We start from the raw sequence: 18,377 nt of genomic DNA, 5'->3' as shown, positions 1-18,377 counted from the left end.
CCCCAAACATCCGACCCCCTCCTAGCCCCCTGCCCGCCTCCGAGCGCGTTTAGCCCGCTAAACGCGCTCGCCGAGGGGGCACCCGAGTGCGTTTAGCCCGCTAAACGCGCTTGGTCGCGGGAGGGGGCGGGGTGGACATCGGAGGTGTGGAGGGGAAGGGAGAGGTGGGTCAGGCGGGCTTTTCGGCCACGCCGCACCACGCGAAGGGCCGCGCCTCGGCCTCGACGGCGTTCAGCTGACGGTCCGGCCGCCAGTCGGGAAGGTGCACGACGCCGGGCTCCAGCAGCGTCCAGTCCCCGAACAGCGCGACGATCTCGTCGCGGTCCCGCAGCCACATCGGGTTGCTCGTGTTCCGGTACTGCTCGACGAGCCAGCGCAGCCCGTCCAGTGCCTCGCCCGGCTCGCCGTCGCCCTCGCTCATGTGCGAGATCACCAGCCTGCTGCCCGGCGGCAGCGCGTCCCGGTACGTCCGCACGATCCCGGCGGGGTCGTCGTCCGGCCCGGCGAAATGCAGCACGGCCACCAGCATCAGGCAGACCGGCTGCGTGAAGTCGATCAGTTCCCGCGTCCGCGGGTCACGCAGGACCGTCTTCGGGGAGCGCATGTCGGCCTGGACGATCCCGGCCCAGTCGGTCGCGCCCTCCTCTTCCAGGATGACCGTCGCGTGTGCCACCGCCACCGGCTCGTAATCGACATAGACCACTTTCGCCGGCTCGTCGTCGGGCAGTTCGGCCGCGATCACCTCGTGCACGTTCCCGGCTGTCGGGACCCCCGAGCCGAGGTCGATGAACTGCCGGATCCCGCCGTCCAGCGCGCTGCGCACCGCCCGGTTCATGAACTCCCGGTTGTGCCGGGCACCCGGTTTGACGTACGGCCACTGCCGTTCCATCCGGCGCCCGAACTCGCGGTCGACGGCCCAGTTCTGGCTGCCCCCGAGATACCAGTCGTAGATCCGCGCCGCGGACGGCTTCTCGGTGTCGACGCCCTCCGGCGCGGTCGGCGCGGAATCCCCCTGCTCGGTCACTATCGGTCCCCTCGCTCGCGCGTTCCTGTGCTCAGCGTAGCGAGCGCGGGGCCTGCGAGAAGCCGCCACGCGCCGTAGTCACCGAACCGCCGGCCGCCGTTGCCAGTACGTCCACAGCGGGCGATAGCCCTGCGCGTACCAGAACGGCGTCGACCGCGGATTCGCCGCGGCGTGGTGCAGCAGCACGACGTCGGCGCCCTCCTCGTCGAGAACCTGGTGCGCGTGGGTCGCCAGCGCGGTGCCGACACCGGACGACCGCGCGGCCTCCGCGACCGCCAGTGACGACAGATAGCCGACGCGGGTAGCGGCGACGCGGCCGCTGATCCAGCCGGTCTCGCCGGGGTGCTGGACGTTCACCATGCCGAGCGGACGGCCGTACAACTCGGCGATCCACAACGGCGGCTCCGGCCGTTTCAGCTGTTCGGCGAGGTCCTTGGCCAGGATCTCCTCGACACCCGCGCGGAGGTTGACCGTGCCGAACTGGGCGTCGTAGGAATGCAGCTCCATCCCCAGCGCGACGGCGGTCTCGAGGTCGCCGGGCTCGGCACGGCGGATCTTGACGCCCGGCGTGCCGCGCGGGCCCGCCGGGGTCATCCGCTCGGCGGGCCGCACCGCGATCACGCGCAGGGGCGCGAAGCCGTGGTGCAGCATCTCGCGCGCGCCCGCCGCGTCCCGGCTCGCACGGGGCACGATCGCCGCGGTCTCGGTGTCGCCCGGTTCGGCGACCGCGCGCAGATGTTCATCCCATCGGGTGAGCAGCGCGTCGAGCGCGTCCGCCGGGCGCGGGCCCGCCAGCTGGAGGTCGAGCCGGTGCTCGGTCAGCGCGCGCCAGGGCGCGTTCGGGGCGTCGCGGTCGACCTGGACGCGGGAAGCGAGGCCTGCCGCGGCGGAGTCACCGGCCCCGACGCCCAGCACCACGGCGTTTTCCGAGGTCTCGAAGGGAGTCGAACCGGGGAGCAGGGGATCCACCGCCGCGAGCCGTGTCGCGTGTTCGGAGGCAATCACGTCGCTGTGCATGGGGCACATTCAAGCGCTACCCGGGCGGATGTGCGTAGAGAACGACGCGAGTGGGCACCTCGTACGCGACCCCGGATGTTTCACTCCTTGGTCCACGCAGGTCAGTGCGGCTTGGTCATTGTTAACCCTGGGGTGATCTCCTAGTGTCTCGAAAGGGACACGGGTACGCCCTACGGGGTACGGTATGGCCCTTGTCCACACCTGACGTCACGGATGAACGACCGGTGGGGCAGCCGGGAAGGAAGGTCGGATGCCGGACAGCAACGCCCACGCCCCAGCCTCGGCACAGGCCAAAGCGGGCACGGGTGGAGCCGGGACGTCAGTGTCTTCCGTGTCCTCTTCCGAGGCCCGCACCGACGAACGCCGCTTCCGCGCCTACACCTTCGTCGTGCTCAGCCTCGGCCTCGTCGCGGCCTTCGCGGTCGGCGCGTGGCTGCCGTTCAAGGGGAACGTCAACCTCTGGTGGATCGGCCTCGTCCTCACCGTCGCCTTCCTGCTCGCCGAGCAGCTCGGCATCAACGTCGACGTCCGGAGCGGCATCTCCTGGACCATTTCGTTCACTGAAATCCCGCTGGTAATCGGTTTCTTCATCGCTCCGTTCGAGGTCGTGCTCGCCGCGCACCTGGTCGCGGGCATCGGGACACTGCTCGCCCGCAAGGTCGCCGGGCGCGTCCTCTACAACGCGGGCGCGTTCCTGCTGGAGATCACCGGCGCCTTCGCGGTCGCGGGCCTGGTCAAGCAGGCGACCGGCTCGGTGGACATGACGTGGGTGGCCGCGCTCGCCGGGACACTGGCCGCGCCGCTGGTCAGCACGCTGCTCGCGCTCGCCGCGGTGCGGGTGCTGCGCCGCCGGATGCGGGTCAGCACCGCGATCCGGCTCACCGGGCGCATCCTCGTCGTCGGCTTCGTCAACGCCTCGGTCGGCCTCTCCGGTTACCTGGTCATCTCCAGCACGCCCAAGGCGTGGCCGCTGGTGCTCGCCGTCTTCCTCGGGCTGACCGCGCTGTACTGGGCTTATTCCGACCTGCTGCGCGAACAACGCGACATGGAAGCGCTGTCGGACGTCAGCCTGATGGTCGCCCGCTCCGGCCAGCAGGCCGCCGCTCGGCCCGCGAGCCGGGCGGACGAGCTCGTCGGCGGCGTCGACGTCCGCGAGTGGGCCACGATCGCCGAACGCATCAAGGACCAGCTCGCCGCCGGGCGGGTGGTGCTGCGGCTGCGGCTGGAACCCAAGGACGCCATGCGCGTGGTCGTCGCGGGTGACGACCTGCCACCGGTCGACCCGGCCGCCGACGATCCGCTGCTGCGCCTTCCCGGCGCGCACGTCCGGCACTTCCGGATCACCGAAGCGAACCCGGACGTCCGTGCCGCGCTGATCGACCGCGGCGCGCAGGAGGCGCTCGTCGTCCCGCTGCGCAGCGCGAACCAGCTCCTCGGCGTCGTCGAAGCGCACGACCGGCTCTCCCGCTGGCGTGGTTTCGGCAAGTACGACGTCCAGCTGCTGGGCACGATGGCGAGTCACCTCGCGACGTCGCTCGACAACCGCCGCCTGCTCGCGACACTGCGGCACGACGCGTACCACGACCCGCTCACCGGGCACCTCAACCGGCCGGGCTTCCGGCAGGTCGCGAAGGAACCGTTGCGGGAGTTCGCGAACGCCGTGGTGCTGCGTATCGACCTGGACGTCTTCTCGACGGTCAGCGACGCGCTCGGCTACGCGTGGGCCGACCGGATGGTGATCGCCGCCGGCCGCCGCATCCGTGACGCGCTCGGCCCGGATGTCCCGCTCGCGCGGCTGGAGGGCGCGTCCTTCGCGGCGCTGCTCGTCGGGTGCGCGCCCGAGAACGCCCACGCGGCGGCGGAACGGCTGCGTGCCGAGCTTTCCGCGCCGTATCCGGTGGACCGGCTCTCCGTCGAAGCGAACGCGATGATCGGGTACGCCACCACCTCGCCCGAGGACAACGGCGACGCCGTGGACATCGACGGGCTGCTCCAGCGTGCCGACGTCGCGGTCCGGGCCACGCGCGGCGGCGAGGAGGTCCGCGGCTACGTGCCGAGCATGGGCCAGATCTTCTTGCGGCGCTTCCAGCTGGTCACGCAGTTCCGCCAGTCGCTGGAGGACGGCCAGGTCACCGTGCACTACCAGCCCAAGATCACTCTGCCGAACCGTCAGGTGCAGGGCGTCGAGGCGCTGGTGCGCTGGGTGCACCCGGAGTTCGGCAGGCTCGGCCCGGACGAGTTCGTCCCGGCGATCGAGGCGGCCGGGCTCATCGGCGTGCTGACGTCGTTCGTGCTGGAGGCCTCGCTCAAGCGCGTCCGCAAGTGGCTCGACGAGGGCCTGCGGATCTCCGCCGCGGTGAACCTGTCGGTGCGCAACCTCGCCGACGAGGACTTCCCGGCCAAGGTCGCGCGTGAGCTGGAACGCTTCGACGTCCCGCCGGAGCTGCTGACGTTCGAGCTGACCGAGTCCGGGGTGATGTCGGACCCGCAGAAGGCGCTGCCGATCCTGCGCGAGCTGCACTCGCTGGGCATCGTGCTCGCGGTCGACGACTTCGGCACCGGGTACTCGTCGCTGGCCTACCTGCGGCAGCTCCCGGTCGACCAGGTCAAGATCGACAAGAGCTTCGTGCTCGGTATGGGCACCGACCTCGGCGACCTCGCCGTGGTGCGCTCGATCGTCGAACTCGGTCACTCGCTCGGGCTCACCGTCGTGGCCGAGGGCGTCGAGGAGGACGTCGCCCGCGACCAGCTCGAAGCGATGGGTTGTGACGTCGCGCAGGGCTACCTCATCTCGCGGCCGCTGCCGGAGGACCGCCTGGAGGCGTGGCTGCAGGCGCGGACGGCCCGCTCACCGGGGCGGCACTCGGAGACAGTGCTGACCCTGCTGACCTGAGGTTTTGTACTTTGGCCACCCCGGTTGCACAGAGGGGTGAACCCCCTTGCTAATCTTTCCAAGTCCTCGCGAGAGGCCAGGCCCCTTTAGCTCAGTCGGCAGAGCGTCTCCATGGTAAGGAGAAGGTCTACGGTTCGATTCCGTAAAGGGGCTCGCGAGTGGGCGGGCTATGCTTGCAGAAAGCGCAAGCGTAGCTCGCTTCGCGGTGTCCTCTGGGGGTCGGACCCCCAGACCCCCGCCAGGGGCAAGCCCCTGGACCCCGGGGGCGGGCGCAAGTAGGGCGGTGTAGCTCAGTTGGCAGAGCAAGCGGCTCATAATCGCTGTGTCGCCGGTTCAAGTCCGGCCACCGCTACGCGGTAATCCTGGGGTACGCCCCCAGACCTGAGAGAGAAGGAAACGCTGTGGCTGCCACCGACGTGCGACCCAAGATCACGCTGGCGTGCGAGGAGTGCAAGCACCGCAACTACATCACCAAGAAGAACCGGCGCAACAACCCGGATCGCCTGGAGATGAAGAAGTTCTGCCCGAACTGCGGTACGCACCGGACTCACAAAGAGACCCGCTGACGTCGAGCGGTTCCTCATCCAGCTTCGCCGAAGCCGTCCCGGACACCCCGGGGCGGCTTCGTCGTTCCCGGAGCCCGGTAGCCTCCTCGCGTGCCCTTGGATCAGTCGTTCAGCGGGCGGAGCTATCCGCCCGCCAGCAAGTATGAAGTGAGCCGGGAGAAAATCCGGGAGTTCGCCGACGCGATCGGCGACGAGAACCCGCTCTACCGGGACGCCGAAGCCGCGCGCGCCGCCGGCTATCCCGACGTCATCGCGCCGCCGACGTTCGTCACGATCATCAACCTCGCCGCGATCAACACCATCGTCACCGACCCCGAACTGGGGCTGGACTACTCGCGCATGGTCCACGGCAACCAGTCCTTCGGTCACACCCGCCCGATCCACGCGGGCGACGTGCTCGAGCTGACCACGCACATCGAGAAGATCATGGCGCGCGCGGGCAACGACTTCATCGACCTCCGCGCCGACATCACCGACGCCGGGGGCGCGCCGGTGTGCACCACGCGGGCCCAGCTCGTCGTGCGAGGGGAGGACGCGTGAACGTCGGAGACGAACTGCCCCCGCTGCGGGTGCGGGTCACCAGGGACCAGCTCGTCCGCTACGCCGGTGCGTCGCTGGACTTCAACCCCATCCACTGGAACGAGAGGTTCGCGAAGAACGTCGGGCTCCCGGACGTCATCGCGCACGGCATGCTGACCATGGCGCTGGCGGGCCGGGTCGTCACCGACTGGCTCGGCGACCCCGGCCGCCTCGTCGATCTCAGCACCCGTTTCACCCGGCCCGTCGTGGTCCCCAACGACGAGCAGGGCGCGCTTGTCGAGTTCACCGGCAAGGTGGCCGCGATCTCGGACGACGGGATCGCCCGCATCGATCTGGTGGCCAGGTTCGACGGCCAGACCGTCCTCGGCAGGCCGCAGGCCAAGGTCCGCGCGAGCTGAAGGGGACGTTCGTCGCATAAGACGTGCTGAAGGGGACTTTCCTCGCATCTCGTGAGAGGAAAGTCCCCTTCAGCAGCTCTAGGGGAGCTTCAAGAGGCCCTCGACGGCTTCGGCCATGCCCTGTTCGCCCCGCGCGTTCGGGTGCAGCGCGGCGGCGGGTGAGGCGGGGAAGAGCCCTTCGACCCAGCGTTTGTCCGTCGCCGCGCACAGGTCGTGGCCCTTGCCGGGCGTCGCGGTGTCGGCGAATCCCGCGCCGTGCGCCTTCGCCTGCGTGGCGAGCATGCTGTCGAACTTGCCCAGCGACTCCCGCAGGTACTTGACGTCCCCCGACCCCACCGGCAGCGACGGCCAGCAGCCGTCCCCCTCCGGCAGCACGGTGGGGTAGCCCACGACGATGACTCGCGCTTTCGGCGCCTTCTCGTGGATCTTTCCCAGTACCGACGCGATCTTGCCCGCGGTGGCCTCGATGCGCTCGGCGAGTTCGTCGCGCCCGCCCGCGGTGAACCGGTCCCGGCACTGCGCGCCGGCCGGCTGGTTCGTGGAGCACTGGCTCGCGAGCCCGACGAACCCGACGTCGTTGCCGCCGATGCCGATCGTCACCAGCGTGGTCGCGGCGGTGACGGCGTCCAGTTGCGCCGAGTTGGTCCCGTTGCGGGTCTGCTGGGGGCCGGTGATGTTCGCGGTCGTGGCACCGCTGCAGCTGACGTCGGCGAACTCGGCGGGCTTGAGCCGCGCGGAGACCAGATGCGGGTAGTTGTTGTCCGAGCGGTCGCAGCCCGGCGGTGTCCCGGCGGGCCGCCCGGTGCGGGGCGCGGAGGTGTACGAGTCGCCGAGCGCGACGTAGCGCCCCGTGCCGCCGCCGGTTTCCGCGCCGGCGGGCGGGCTCGTGGACGAGCCGCGATGCCAGTAGTAGTACCCGAACGCCACCAGCCCGATGACGATCACGAGAACCAGGCAGCCGCCCCCACCACTCTTCTTCGCCACTCCTTCGTTTCTACCGACCCGCGGGCCCGCGCGCCTCGCCGATCCGGGTGACGTGCAGGCCGCCGAACAGGAGCTCTCCGGTTGCGTGAGACATGCGTCACAGTCAGTGTGGACTGGTCCGAACAGCCCAACGGAAGGCGGGAAGTCATGAGCCTGAACCTCGACAAGCTGGTCGACAAGGCTTGGGAGGACAAGTCGATCAAGGAGCTGCTGGAGGCGCCGCCGTCGGCGCTGGAAGGCCTGACTCCGAAGCACGACGAACTGCTCGCGGAACTGAAGATCAAGACGATCCGCGACCTCGGCAACTGGAAGTACGCGACGAAGGCCGCCGCGCTGGTGGACCTCGCGGACGCCGAAGCCTGACGACCATCCGTGAAGGCCTCCTTACCAGCGCTTGAATCCATACCGCCGTGCGTAGCGCGTCCGTTGAGGGCGGTGGCGGGGGCATGGATGGACGGTAAGGAGGCCTTCACGTCACTTCAGGGCGTCACGCAGCTCGGTGGCGAGTTCGAGGGCGTGGGTGACGTCGTGCGCGAGGTAGTGCAGATCGACGAAGGCCTCGTCGTACCCGGCGTCGCGGGTCTCGGCCAGCCGCGCGGTGGCGTCCGAAACGCTCGCGATCCGCGTCCCTGGCGACGGGTTCAGCCGCAGCACACGCCGCAAGGCGCCCGGGTCGCGTCCGGCCTCCTCGGCGGCGGCCACCGCGACGTCCCACAGCGCGTCGAGCCGCTGGGGCGGCTGCCACGCGGGCAGCCAGCCGTCCGCGCGCCTGCCGATCCGCCGCAGCGCCGTCTCCGACATCCCGCCCAGCAGCACCGGCGGGCCGGGGCGCTGCACCGGCCGAAGGTCCACTGTGGACTCCGGAATCCGCCACCGCGCGCCTGCGTGCCCGCCCGGCGCGCCGGACCAGATTTCCCCCAGTACGTCGAGAAGTTCGTCCAGCTGCTTACCGCGTCCGGTCCACGAGGTGCCGGTCGCGGCGTACTCGTCCCGCATCCAGCCGATGCCGAAACCGGCGTCCAGCCTGCCGTCGCTGGCTTGGTCCAGTGTCGTCAGGGTCCGCGCCAGCAGCACCGGCGAGTACACCGGCGCGATGAGCGTGCTGGTGCCCAGCCGCGCGGTTTCGGTCGCGCCCGCCGCCGCGGCCAGCGTCACGAACGGATCCGCGAACGTCGTGAACTCCGGCGGATACGGCCGTTCCGGCGTGCCGCCGGGGTAACGGTCCGACGGGTTGTTCGGGGTCAGCACTCGATCGCCCACCCACAACGACGCGAAGCCGAGAGACTCCGCGGCCGAGGCGAAGCTCGCGACCGAGCCGGGCGCGGCCAGCTTTCCGTACTGCGGCAGGGCCAATCCGAGTTTCATCTCGCCTCCGCGAGGATCTCGCCCATGCGGGTTACGCCTTCGACGAGCGCGTCCTCACCGATCGCGTACGAAAGCCGGAAGTACCCCGGGGTGCCGAACGCCTCGCCGGGCACCACGGCGACCTCGGCCTCGCGCAGCAGCAAATCGGCCAGTGCCACCGTGTCCTTCGGCTGCGCGCCGCGAATTTCCTTGCCCAGCAATGCCTTCATCGACGGGTACGCGTAGAAGGCCCCCTGCGGCACGGGAATCTCCACGCCGGGAATCTCCGAAAGCAGCGAGACGATGCGCTTGCGCCGGGCGTCGAACGCGGCCCGCATCTCGTGCACGACGTCGAGCGGGCCCGCGACCGCGGCGAGTGCCGCGCGCTGGGCCACATTGGACACATTGCCGCACAGATGCGACTGGTAGCCCGCGGCCGCCTTGATGACGTCGGCAGGGCCCGCCATCCAGCCGACCCGCCAGCCGGTCATCGAGTACGTCTTCGCGACGCCGTTCAGCACCAGCGTCCGGTCCGCCAGCTCCGGCACCACGACCGGCATCGAGTGCGCCTCGGCGCCGTCGTAGACCAGGTGCTCGTAGATCTCGTCGGTGACGACCCACAGGCCGTGCTCGAGCGCCCAGCGCCCGATCGCCTCGACCTGCTCGCGCGGGTACACCGCACCGGTCGGGTTCGACGGCGACACGAACAGCAGCACCTTCGTCCGCGGTGTCCTGGCGGCTTCGAGCTGTTCGACGTCCACGAGGTAGCCGGTGGTCTCGTCCGCGACGACCGGCACCGCGACGCCGCCCGCCAGCCGGATCGACTCCGGGTAGGTGGTCCAGTACGGCGCGGGGACGAGTACCTCGTCGCCGGGGTCGAGCAGGGTGGCGAACGCGGAATAGACCGCCTGCTTCCCGCCGTTGGTCACCAGCGTCTGCGCCGGTTCGACGACGAGCCCCGAGTCCCGCGCGGTCTTCGCGGCGATGGCCTCGCGCAGTTCGGGCAGCCCGGCCGCGCCGGTGTAGCCGTGGTTGGCCGGATCGCGCACCGCCGCGGCGGCGGCCTCGACGACGTGCGCGGGGGTCGGGAAGTCGGGCTGACCGGCGCCGAAGCCGATCACCGGGCGGCCGAGGGCCTTGAGCTCACGGGCCTTCGCGTCGACCGCGAGGGTCGCCGACGGGGTGATCCCGCCGATGCGCGCGGACACGCGGGGGTGTCGCTGGGTGCCGTTGGCGGGGCTGGTCATGCGGTCATCGTGACACGACCGGGTGACGGCCCGCCCGCTGGTTTCCCCGGTGATCGGGAGCGTTGAGGGGCGCGGTTGCGAGGTGCCGGAGGCCTTGCCGTAGACTTCCGGACTTGGAACGCACTACGGTCAACCCCGCCTGGTGGTGGGGATGATGGAATGCGTCCTCCGGAGCTCCGAGTGATCGGTGTTCCACAGGGGTGTAGCTCAATTGGCAGAGCAGCGGTCTCCAAAACCGCAGGTTGCAGGTTCAAGTCCTGTCACCCCTGCGCAACGGAACTGGTGGAGCGGAGGAGTGGTCGTGAGCGACAGCGACGCCAGCGGCGAAAACGAGCAGGACAAGGCGCCAGAGGCCCAGTCCCGCCCGGTCACCGCCGCTGCCCGGCGTGAACGCCGTGCCTCCTCTCGTCCGTCCGGGAAGTCCGAGGCCCGCTCGGATGGCAAGACCCGGCCTGCCAAGGCCGGGGAGAAGGCCGACGACGCCGCGAAGTCCGAGAAGTCTTCGGACGCGAAGGGGAAGGCGACCCCGAAGCGCGACCGCAAGCCGAAGAAGGCTTCGCTGTTCGCCCGGATCATGCGCTTCATCCGCGAGGTGTGGGCGGAGCTGCGCAAGGTCATCTGGCCCAACCGCAAGCAGATGGTCACCTACACCGCGGTGGTGCTGATCTTCGTGGTGTTCATGGTGGCACTGGTGAGCGGTCTTGACCTGGGATTCAAGCAGGTCATCGGGCTCGTGTTCGGCTAGCGAGCGGCCGGGCGCGGCGCCGGGAGGCGGACCGCGCCAGCCTGCCCGGACACGGCAAGCGATCAACTGAGAGGACGGAACGTGACCTCCGAGAACGGCACAGCAGCCGGTCAGGACCTGACCGAGCTTGACGGCGAGCAGGTGGCCGCGGCACTCGGTGACGAGGAGACCGTGGACGCCGAGGCCGCCGACGTGCCCGCCGCCAGCGAAGAGGTCGACGAAGCCGCCGCTGCTGACGAAGCCCCCGCCGCCGAAGAGCAGGCGGACGACCCGGTCGCGGCGCTGCGCGCGGAGCTGAACTCGCTGCCGGGCGAGTGGTACGTCGTGCACTCCTACGCCGGGTACGAGAACAAGGTGAAGACCAACCTCGAGACCCGCACCCAGACCCTGGACGTCGAGGACTACATCTTCCAGATCGAGGTCCCGACCGAAGAGGTCACCGAGATCAAGAACGGCCAGCGCAAGCAGGTGCAGCGCAAGGTGCTGCCGGGCTACATCCTGGTCCGGATGGACCTCAACGACCAGTCGTGGAGCGCGGTGCGCAACACCCCCGGTGTCACCGGGTTCGTCGGTGCCACCTCGCGCCCGTCGCCGCTCACCGTCGACGACGTGCTGAAGTTCCTCGCGCCGCAGGTCGAGAAGGAAGCCCCGGCCAAGGCGGGCAAGGGCGAGGCGGCCGCGGCCGCGGCGCCCGCCGGCGGTTCGTCGGTCGAGGTCGACTTCGAGGTCGGCGAGTCCGTCACCGTCATGGACGGCCCGTTCGCGACCCTGCCCGCGACGATTTCCGAGGTCAACGTCGACGGGCAGAAGCTGAAGGTCCTGGTGTCGATCTTCGGCCGGGAGACGCCGGTCGAGCTGTCGTTCACCCAGGTCTCCAAGATCTGACGACCGCAGTACGCGGCCGGCAGCCCCCGCGCCCACGGCAGGTGCGCGGGGAACGTAGTACAGGACAGGAACAGGAATGCCACCCAAGAAGAAGAAGCTTGCGGCGATCATCAAGCTGCAGATCAAGGCGGGTGCGGCCAACCCCGCGCCGCCGGTCGGCCCCGCGCTGGGTCAGCACGGCGTGAACATCATGGAGTTCTGCAAGGCCTACAACGCCGCGACCGAGTCGCAGCGCGGGGACGTCGTCCCGGTCGAGATCTCCGTGTACGAGGACCGGTCGTTCGACTTCAAGCTGAAGACGCCGCCGGCCGCGAAGCTGCTGCTGAAGGCCGCGGGCGTGGAGAAGGGCTCCGGCGAGCCGCACAAGACCAAGGTCGCCAAGGTCACCTGGGACCAGGTCCGCGAGATCGCCAAGACCAAGGAGACCGACCTCAACGCGCACGACATCGACCAGGCCGCGAAGATCATCGCCGGCACCGCCCGCTCCATGGGCATCACGGTCGTCGACTGACGTCATCTCGCAGCTCCACGTGGGAGAGCCAAGTGCTGGCTCGACACCACACTGATCCACTGAAGCTAAGGACAGAAGCATGACCAAGCACAGCAAGGCCTACCGCCAGGCCGCCGAGCTGATCGACAAGACGCGGCTCTACGCGCCGCTCGAGGCGGCGAAGCTGGCCAAGGAGACCTCCAAGAGCAAGATGGACGCGACCGTCGAGGTCGCGATGCGTCTCGGTGTGGATCCCCGTAAGGCCGACCAGATGGTCCGCGGCACCGTGAACCTGCCGCACGGCACCGGTAAGACCGCTCGCGTCATCGTTTTCGCCGTTGGTGACAAGGCCGCCGAGGCCGAAGCCGCCGGCGCCGACGCGGTCGGTACCGACGAACTGATCGAGCGCATCCAGGGTGGCTGGCTCGACTTCGACGCCGCGATCGCGACGCCGGACCAGATGGCCAAGGTGGGCCGCATCGCCCGCATCCTCGGCCCGCGTGGCCTGATGCCGAACCCGAAGACCGGCACCGTGACCCCCGCGGTCACGAAGGCCGTGCAGGACATCAAGGGCGGGAAGATCAACTTCCGCGTCGACAAGCAGGCCAACCTGCACCTGGTGATCGGCAAGGCCTCGTTCGACACCGAGAAGCTGGTCGAGAACTACGCGGCCGCGCTGGACGAGATCCTGCGTGCCAAGCCGTCCTCGGCGAAGGGCCGTTACCTGAAGAAGGTCACCTTCGCGACGACGATGGGCCCGGGCATCCCGGTCGACCCGGCGCGCACGCGCAACCTGCTCAGCGAGGACGCGGCGGTCTGACCTGCCGCTGAGTCAAACATCACGCGAAAGGGCGGCCCCGTTTTGTGCGGGGCCGCCCTTTCTTCGTGTCTGATGGAGACATGCCGACTTTCGCCACGTTCGACGGGCTCCGACTGCACTACACGGTGTGGGACGGCGATGGGCGGCATCGGCGTCCGGTGGTGCTACAGCACGGCTTCGCAGCCGACACGAACGCGAACTGGATCGGCCCCGGCGTCGTCGAAGCGCTGCGCGAGGCAGGCTTCACCGTCATCTCGCTCGACGCGCGGGGTCACGGCCGGTCCGAAAAGCCGCATGAGCCCGAGCGCTACACCGAGGACACCATGGCGCTGGACGTGTCCGCGCTGCTCGACGAACTGGGTCTCGACGAGGTGTCGCTGGTCGGCTACTCGATGGGCGCGATCATCGCGCTGGCCACGACCGCGTCCGACCAGCGCGTCCGCTGCCTGGCCACCGGCGGCGTCGGCTCCGGGATCGTCGACTTCGGCGGCGTCGACACCCGGGTCGTGCGGCCCGAGGAGATCGTGGCCGCGATGCTCGCCGATGACCCATCGGACCTCCCGGCGGCGTCGGCACCCTTCCGCGCCCTGGTCGACCTCGTCGGCGGTGACCGGTACGCGCTGGCCGCCGTCGCGCGCGGCGCGAAGAACGTCCCGATGGACCTGACCGCGATCGGCGTCCCGACCCTCGTGCTCGCCGGTGAACAGGACCCCCTGGCCGCCGAACCCGAGCGCCTCGCCGCCGCCATCGCGGGCGCCCGCCTGGTCCGGGTCCCCGGTGACCACATGACCGCGGTCATGAACCCCGCCTTCTCGGCCGCGCTGGTGGACTTCCTCTCCGCCCACCCCGCCGATCACCCGACGCGCCCCGCCCACCGCGTTTAGCCCGCTAAACGCACTGGGGCAGCCGCCGGAGAGCGCGTTTAGCCCGCTAAACGCAGGTCAGCTGGTCGGGGGTGCGCTGGACGGCGGAGCCGGGCAGGCGGCAGGGCCCGGCGAGTGGCCGGTGATGATCCACTGGCCCTTCTCGACCCTGGACACCTTGAAGACGCCCAGCGCCGGACCGCCCTTCACGCGGTAGGAACACGAATCGATCGTGACCGTGTCCCCCGGAACCGGTTCGGAAACACTCGAGGGCAGCGATTCGGCGTAGTCGTTCTTGCTGGTCACCTGCGTGGCGAGAGCCCGGACGGCGGCTTGGCAGTCGGGCTGTCCCATGTCCCGGGCGAACTTGGTCTGGATGTCGATGTTCTGCCTCGGATCGAAGCTGAACCGGCCACAGGCGTCGTCCACGCGGCCCTGCGCGATGTTGTGGTAGACGAACCGGACGGCCTCGTACGGGTTCGTCGAGAAGATGTGGTTGGAGTGGTAGGTGCCGCCGCCTTCCGCCGCGATCTGCGCGGACGACTTCCCGGCGTCACTGGGGAAGAACTGGTGGTAGGCCCAGGTGGCCGCGATGGCGAGCAGCACGAACGCGAGGACCCAGCCGAGCACCTTCCCGCCGAGCCGCTTCAGCCAGCGAGGCGCCTGACGGGGCCGGGGGCGTTCGGCGGGCGCCAGCAGGCCGGTCTGGGGTGCCGGGACCGGCGGCTGCCAGTTCTGCTGCGGAACGGGCTGCTGCGACGACGTCGGGACCAGGCCGCCCTCCGGCGTCGGCGCGGGCTGGTTGCCCTGCTGGGCCTGGGTGAAACGCAGGTAGTCCTGGAACTGCTTGAACTGCTCGAACTCACGCAGCTGCTGCGGATCGAGCTGCGGTGCGGGTGGCTGCGCGGGAGCGGCGGGCGCCGGTTGCGCCGCGCTCGCGGGTTCGATGTCCGTGCCGGGGTCGTGCTCCGGCTTTCCGTCACCACGCTGCTCCGCCACGTCACCATGATGCCTCCCCGCGTGTCTCCCGCCACCCCCTGGGCACCCCGGCGACCGCGTTTAGCCCGCTAAACGCAGGTCACGGCGCCCGAGGGGGTGGGGTGGGAGAAGAGGGCGGGGCGGGGTGCCGTATGCTGGTCGACGGTTCTACCGAAGACCGCTGGTTTTCCCGGCGCCCGGATGGGTGCGGGGAACGAAGGCCCCGCAGTGGCGGGCGGCCCGCGCAGGAGGAACGAGGCTCGCCCCGCGGCGCCGCAAGGTGCCCGTGTGTCAACGCCCCGCGTCTGCTGCGCTGGGGCGTTTCGTCGTTTCAGGGCTCTTCGGCCAGTGGAAACACTAGCCAAGAGAGGAGGCGACCATGGCGAAGCCCGACAAGGTGGCGGCCGTCGCCGAGATCGCGGAGAGCTTCCGCAGCAGCTCGGCCACTGTCGTTACCCAGTACACCGGCCTCTCCGTGTCCCAGCTGTCCCAGCTGCGCCGCGCTCTCGGCACCAACGCCAAGTACCGGGTCGCGAAGAACACCCTCGTCAAGCGTGCCGCCGAGGACGCCGGCATCGAGGGCCTCGAGGACCTGTTCGTCGGTGCGACCGCGATCGCCTTCGTCAAGGGTGAAGCTGTCGACGCCGCGAAGGCGCTTCGCGACTTCGCGAAGGAAAACAACGCGCTTGTCATCAAGGGCGGCTACATGGACGGCCGCGCCCTCAGCGTCGAAGAGATCGGCAAGATCGCCGACCTCGACAGCCGCGAGGTCCTGCTGTCCAAGGCCGCCGGCGCGTTCAAGGCGAAGCTGTCCCAGGCCGCCGCGCTGTTCCAGGCGCCGGCGTCCCAGGTCGCCCGCCTGGCCGCCGCGCTGGAGGAGAAGCAGCGCGAATCCGGTACCGCAGCCGAAGCACCCGCCGAGAGCTGAACCACCCCACCCCCGAACGTCTAGTTCGTTTCAGAGAGGAAAGCCATCATGGCGAAGCTGAGCACCGCCGAGCTGATCGACGCCTTCAAGGAGCTCACCCTTCTTGAGCTGTCCGAGTTCGTGAAGGAGTTCGAGGAGACCTTCGACGTCACCGCCGCCGCCCCGGCCGCCGTCGTCGCCGCCGCCCCGGGTGCCGCCGCTCCGGCCGCCGCCGAGGAGCAGGACGAGTTCGACGTCGTCCTCGAGTCTGCCGGTGACAAGAAGATCCAGGTCATCAAGGTCGTCCGCGAGGTCGTCTCGGGCCTGGGCCTGAAGGAGGCCAAGGAGCTCGTCGAGAGCGCCCCCAAGGCCCTCCTGGAGAAGGTCGACAAGGAGGCCGCCGAGGCCGCCAAGGAGAAGCTCGAGGCCGCCGGCGCCAAGATCGCCATCAAGTGATCTTGGGCGCGTCAGCGCCTTGCAGTACCGCCGAAGGGGCGGGCGTCCACATCGGACGCCCGCCCCTTCGCGTTCCGGCCGAGCTTTCAGGGCTCTCGCAGGATGACTTCGTCGAGACCGGCGACGTGCGCGTCGACGAGCTTGTCCAGTTCGGCCTTGTCGGTCAGCTTCGGGAGTTCGACCGTGATCGTCGTGGCCGCGGGTCGCTCCGCCGTCGCGACCGGGCCGTACATGCCCAGCGAATTGCCCTCCGCGTGTTCCGAGGAGCTGTAGTGGACGTTCGGCGCGATCTCTGTTCTCCGCGGCGCGTTCCCGGCGAAGGCGCTCGGCCGGGCGTCGCGGGCGTGGGAGCGGGTCTTGGCGAGCAGTTCCTGGGTCAGCGCGTCGTCCGCGGCCGCCGCTTTCGGGTCGGTGAGCTTGCCGGTGTTCGGGTCGGTGCCCCGCGGGTCGACGAACACGCCGGGCGCGTCCCCGATCTTGCTGGTCAGGGAATGTGAATGGACGCTGACGATTCGTGTCGGCTTGAACCGCTCCATCAGTTTGATCAGCGCCCTGGTTTCCGGCAACAGGCGGATGCTGCTGGTGTTGAACGACTTCTTCTTGCCGTCCTTCGTTTTCGTGAAGTCCTCCGGCGGCCTCGTCGGGGTGTTGAACTGTGTTTCCCCGGTGTCCCGGTCGATCGGATGCGTCACCAGTTCGGCCCCGCCGCTCTTCCCACGCTCGCGCGCCTGGGCGTAGGTCTCGCCGGGTAGCGGGTAGTTCCGGTTCGGGTCCAGCTCCCCACCGCCTTTCCTGGTCCGCCCGGCCGGCACGTAGCGGCCGGACTGGGGACGTTCCGGCAAGCCGTATTCCCGGTGCGTCAGGGAGATGAGTTCGGGGACGAGGATCGTGGTGAACGCCGGTGGGTTTCCGGCGGCGGACTCCTTGGCCAGCCGCGTACGCAGCCTCTCGACGACTTCGCGACCTTCAGGCTCGTCACCATGGACGCCACCGAGCACGAGGACTCGCTGGTCCGGGTTCCTGCCGGGGAAGAGGTAGATCTTGATGGGCTGGATCTGCCGATCCCGGCTCGGATCCGGGTCGGGATCGGCTTGGCCCGCCTCGATGTTGCCCGCTTCGGGAGCCCAGTTCCCTTTTCGTGCCCGGTCGCTGCGTTCGGTGAGGTCCTTGGCGTCCCACAGGGGTTCGGCACCGTGCGCGATGATCGTCCTGGCGAGCCAGAGGTCGTCCGGCTGGCCGGCGAGTTTCGCTTCGACCGCGGTGAGTACCGCCGGGTCCTTCCGGTCGGCTTCGCTCCCGGCGCGGAGGGCGTCGAACACCTCCCCCTTGGACTTGGCGGTCTGCACGCGTTCGGCGAGCGTGGCGTGCTGGACCGCATGACGCGGCGCGGCCCCGCGTACCGTGGCCCGGCTGCCGGACAGCACCAGTTCGGCGGCGTCGTGCGCCTCACGCTCCAGTGAACCGGTATCACCCGGTGAGCGCTCGGCGCCGTGCCGTTGCTGAAGCACGTGCGCGAGTTCGTGGGCCAGCAGCCGCCGTTCTTCCCGCGGCTGCCCCGGCGACGACGTGACCCGCACGAACTCGCCGGACGCGCTGGCCACGACCCCCGGCGTTTCCGGTGCGCCGCCCAGCCGGACGCGGGAGAGATCGGCGTCGAAAGCGTGCTCCATTTCGCGGCGGACGTCACCGGGCAGCGGTGTGCCGTGGACGGGGGTGTCGACGAAATCGCCGAGCGCTGGGCCGTGCTGGGGGACCTCGGCGACTGGCTCGCGCCCGGCGGGCCGCGTACTCGGCTCGTTTGCCTGTTTAGTCCGTTTGGTGCCGTCGTGCCGCATGTCGCGATCCCCTCCGCCGCGCCGGATCCGATCCCGCCGGAATACCGCATGCCCGTCACGCCGCCGTCACCGTCGCAGCGTCCGGCGACCGCGGTTAGCGGGCTAAACGCGGCGTTTAGGCAAGCTAAGGACCGCGTTTAGCTGGCTAAACGCAGTTCGGGGCCCTTGTCGATCTGCGGGGAAGAGGTGGGTGCACTACGGTGCGTCCTGCGCGACGGCCGAGGACGCCGTCCCGAGGGTCACGGCGAGATGACGATGACCTTGGGGCTGGCCAGAAAAGAAAACTGGTGAGTAACCTGTTCGCACTCAGCTCGTTGCACCTGGTTGACGCGGGATCGAGGCGCGTTCGCGGGTTTCGCGGCCAGTGGCGCGAGGCGGCGGGCGC

At 69.7% G+C, this 18,377-nt stretch carries 19 protein-coding genes and 3 tRNA genes; 15 read left to right on the top strand and 7 right to left on the bottom strand.

Annotated features, from left to right (window positions below):
• Positions 1–169: 169 nt before the first annotated feature.
• Positions 170–1,024, bottom strand: a complete 855-nt coding sequence (locus ACFW0G_RS05310) for an SAM-dependent methyltransferase (protein WP_378323506.1) — start codon at positions 1,022–1,024, stop codon at positions 170–172.
• 78 nt (positions 1,025–1,102) lie between these two features.
• Positions 1,103–2,041 (bottom strand): GNAT family N-acetyltransferase, encoded by a 939-nt coding sequence (locus ACFW0G_RS05305; protein ID WP_378323505.1) that lies wholly within the window; start codon positions 2,039–2,041, stop codon positions 1,103–1,105.
• A gap of 250 nt (positions 2,042–2,291) precedes the next feature.
• Here ACFW0G_RS05305 and ACFW0G_RS05300 point away from each other — a divergent pair, with 250 nt between their 5' ends.
• The 6 genes from ACFW0G_RS05300 to ACFW0G_RS05275 all read left to right on the top strand — a co-directional run bounded on the left by ACFW0G_RS05300 (position 2,292) and on the right by ACFW0G_RS05275 (position 6,438).
• The gene (locus tag ACFW0G_RS05300) at positions 2,292–4,934 is read left to right on the top strand and encodes a putative bifunctional diguanylate cyclase/phosphodiesterase (protein ID WP_378323504.1); all 2,643 of its coding nucleotides are present in this window, start codon (positions 2,292–2,294) and stop codon (positions 4,932–4,934) included.
• 80 nt (positions 4,935–5,014) lie between these two features.
• Positions 5,015–5,087: transfer RNA gene (locus ACFW0G_RS05295), tRNA-Thr, on the top strand.
• Positions 5,088–5,213: 126 nt separating this feature from the next.
• A tRNA-Met gene (locus ACFW0G_RS05290) sits at positions 5,214–5,286 on the top strand.
• Positions 5,287–5,335: 49 nt separating this feature from the next.
• Positions 5,336–5,500: a 50S ribosomal protein L33 gene (gene rpmG, locus ACFW0G_RS05285; protein WP_005152047.1), complete on the top strand. Its 165-nt coding sequence runs from the start codon at positions 5,336–5,338 to the stop codon at positions 5,498–5,500.
• Positions 5,501–5,590: 90 nt separating this feature from the next.
• A complete protein-coding gene (locus tag ACFW0G_RS05280) occupies positions 5,591–6,040 on the top strand; it encodes a MaoC family dehydratase N-terminal domain-containing protein (RefSeq protein ID WP_378323503.1) in 450 nt (149 codons plus the stop codon).
• Positions 6,037–6,438 (top strand): MaoC family dehydratase, encoded by a 402-nt coding sequence (locus ACFW0G_RS05275; RefSeq protein WP_378323502.1) that lies wholly within the window; start codon positions 6,037–6,039, stop codon positions 6,436–6,438. Before ACFW0G_RS05280 ends, ACFW0G_RS05275 begins: the two co-directional genes overlap by 4 nt.
• Before the next feature lie 78 nt (positions 6,439–6,516).
• On the opposite strand, the gene ACFW0G_RS05270 is transcribed toward ACFW0G_RS05275, so the two are convergent.
• Positions 6,517–7,422: an SGNH/GDSL hydrolase family protein gene (locus tag ACFW0G_RS05270; RefSeq protein ID WP_378323501.1), complete on the bottom strand. Its 906-nt coding sequence runs from the start codon at positions 7,420–7,422 to the stop codon at positions 6,517–6,519.
• Between the two features lie 147 nt (positions 7,423–7,569).
• On the opposite strand from ACFW0G_RS05270, the gene ACFW0G_RS05265 reads away from it, so the two are divergent.
• Positions 7,570–7,785: a hypothetical protein gene (locus ACFW0G_RS05265; protein ID WP_378323499.1), complete on the top strand. Its 216-nt coding sequence runs from the start codon at positions 7,570–7,572 to the stop codon at positions 7,783–7,785.
• Between the two features lie 111 nt (positions 7,786–7,896).
• Here the strand turns inward: ACFW0G_RS05265 and ACFW0G_RS05260 are convergent, their stop codons facing one another.
• Both ACFW0G_RS05260 and ACFW0G_RS05255 read right to left on the bottom strand, forming a co-directional pair.
• Complete coding sequence (locus tag ACFW0G_RS05260) at positions 7,897–8,787, bottom strand: TIGR03619 family F420-dependent LLM class oxidoreductase (RefSeq protein WP_378323498.1); 891 nt, start codon at positions 8,785–8,787, stop codon at positions 7,897–7,899.
• Positions 8,784–10,013: a pyridoxal phosphate-dependent aminotransferase gene (locus ACFW0G_RS05255; protein ID WP_378323497.1), complete on the bottom strand. Its 1,230-nt coding sequence runs from the start codon at positions 10,011–10,013 to the stop codon at positions 8,784–8,786. The genes ACFW0G_RS05260 and ACFW0G_RS05255 overlap by 4 nt, the downstream gene beginning before the upstream one ends.
• Before the next feature lie 196 nt (positions 10,014–10,209).
• On the opposite strand from ACFW0G_RS05255, the gene ACFW0G_RS05250 reads away from it, so the two are divergent.
• The 6 genes from ACFW0G_RS05250 (at position 10,210) to ACFW0G_RS05225 (ending at position 13,837) form a co-directional block, all read left to right on the top strand.
• Positions 10,210–10,282, top strand: a tRNA-Trp gene (locus ACFW0G_RS05250).
• 32 nt (positions 10,283–10,314) lie between these two features.
• The gene (gene secE / locus ACFW0G_RS05245) at positions 10,315–10,758 is read left to right on the top strand and encodes a preprotein translocase subunit SecE (protein WP_378323496.1); all 444 of its coding nucleotides are present in this window, start codon (positions 10,315–10,317) and stop codon (positions 10,756–10,758) included.
• Positions 10,759–10,839: 81 nt separating this feature from the next.
• Entirely contained in the window at positions 10,840–11,643 is an 804-nt protein-coding gene (nusG, locus tag ACFW0G_RS05240; RefSeq protein ID WP_378323494.1) for a transcription termination/antitermination protein NusG, read from the top strand.
• Positions 11,644–11,719: 76 nt separating this feature from the next.
• Positions 11,720–12,154: a 50S ribosomal protein L11 gene (gene rplK / locus ACFW0G_RS05235; protein ID WP_013222525.1), complete on the top strand. Its 435-nt coding sequence runs from the start codon at positions 11,720–11,722 to the stop codon at positions 12,152–12,154.
• Between the two features lie 79 nt (positions 12,155–12,233).
• Positions 12,234–12,953, top strand: coding sequence for a 50S ribosomal protein L1 (gene rplA, locus ACFW0G_RS05230; RefSeq protein ID WP_378323492.1), 720 nt, complete (start codon positions 12,234–12,236; stop codon positions 12,951–12,953).
• An 80-nt stretch (positions 12,954–13,033) separates the two neighbouring features.
• The gene (locus ACFW0G_RS05225; RefSeq protein WP_378323491.1) at positions 13,034–13,837 is read left to right on the top strand and encodes an alpha/beta fold hydrolase; all 804 of its coding nucleotides are present in this window, start codon (positions 13,034–13,036) and stop codon (positions 13,835–13,837) included.
• Positions 13,838–13,894: 57 nt separating this feature from the next.
• Here the strand turns inward: ACFW0G_RS05225 and ACFW0G_RS05220 are convergent, their stop codons facing one another.
• Complete coding sequence (locus ACFW0G_RS05220) at positions 13,895–14,815, bottom strand: hypothetical protein (RefSeq protein WP_378323490.1); 921 nt, start codon at positions 14,813–14,815, stop codon at positions 13,895–13,897.
• 358 nt (positions 14,816–15,173) lie between these two features.
• Here ACFW0G_RS05220 and rplJ point away from each other — a divergent pair, with 358 nt between their 5' ends.
• Positions 15,174–15,722, top strand: a complete 549-nt coding sequence (gene rplJ / locus ACFW0G_RS05215) for a 50S ribosomal protein L10 (RefSeq protein ID WP_378323488.1) — start codon at positions 15,174–15,176, stop codon at positions 15,720–15,722.
• A gap of 48 nt (positions 15,723–15,770) precedes the next feature.
• Positions 15,771–16,157, top strand: coding sequence for a 50S ribosomal protein L7/L12 (rplL, locus tag ACFW0G_RS05210; RefSeq protein WP_378323487.1), 387 nt, complete (start codon positions 15,771–15,773; stop codon positions 16,155–16,157).
• Positions 16,158–16,243: 86 nt separating this feature from the next.
• On the opposite strand, the gene ACFW0G_RS05205 is transcribed toward rplL, so the two are convergent.
• Entirely contained in the window at positions 16,244–17,992 is a 1,749-nt protein-coding gene (locus tag ACFW0G_RS05205) for a DUF4157 domain-containing protein (protein ID WP_378323486.1), read from the bottom strand.
• Positions 17,993–18,377: the final 385 nt, after the last annotated feature.

It is taken from the genome of Amycolatopsis sp. NPDC058986, from assembly GCF_042741125.1.
In the GTDB taxonomy this organism is placed as follows: Bacteria; Actinomycetota; Actinomycetes; order Mycobacteriales; family Pseudonocardiaceae; genus Amycolatopsis.
This window is presented reverse-complemented; position numbering and strand designations above follow the sequence as displayed.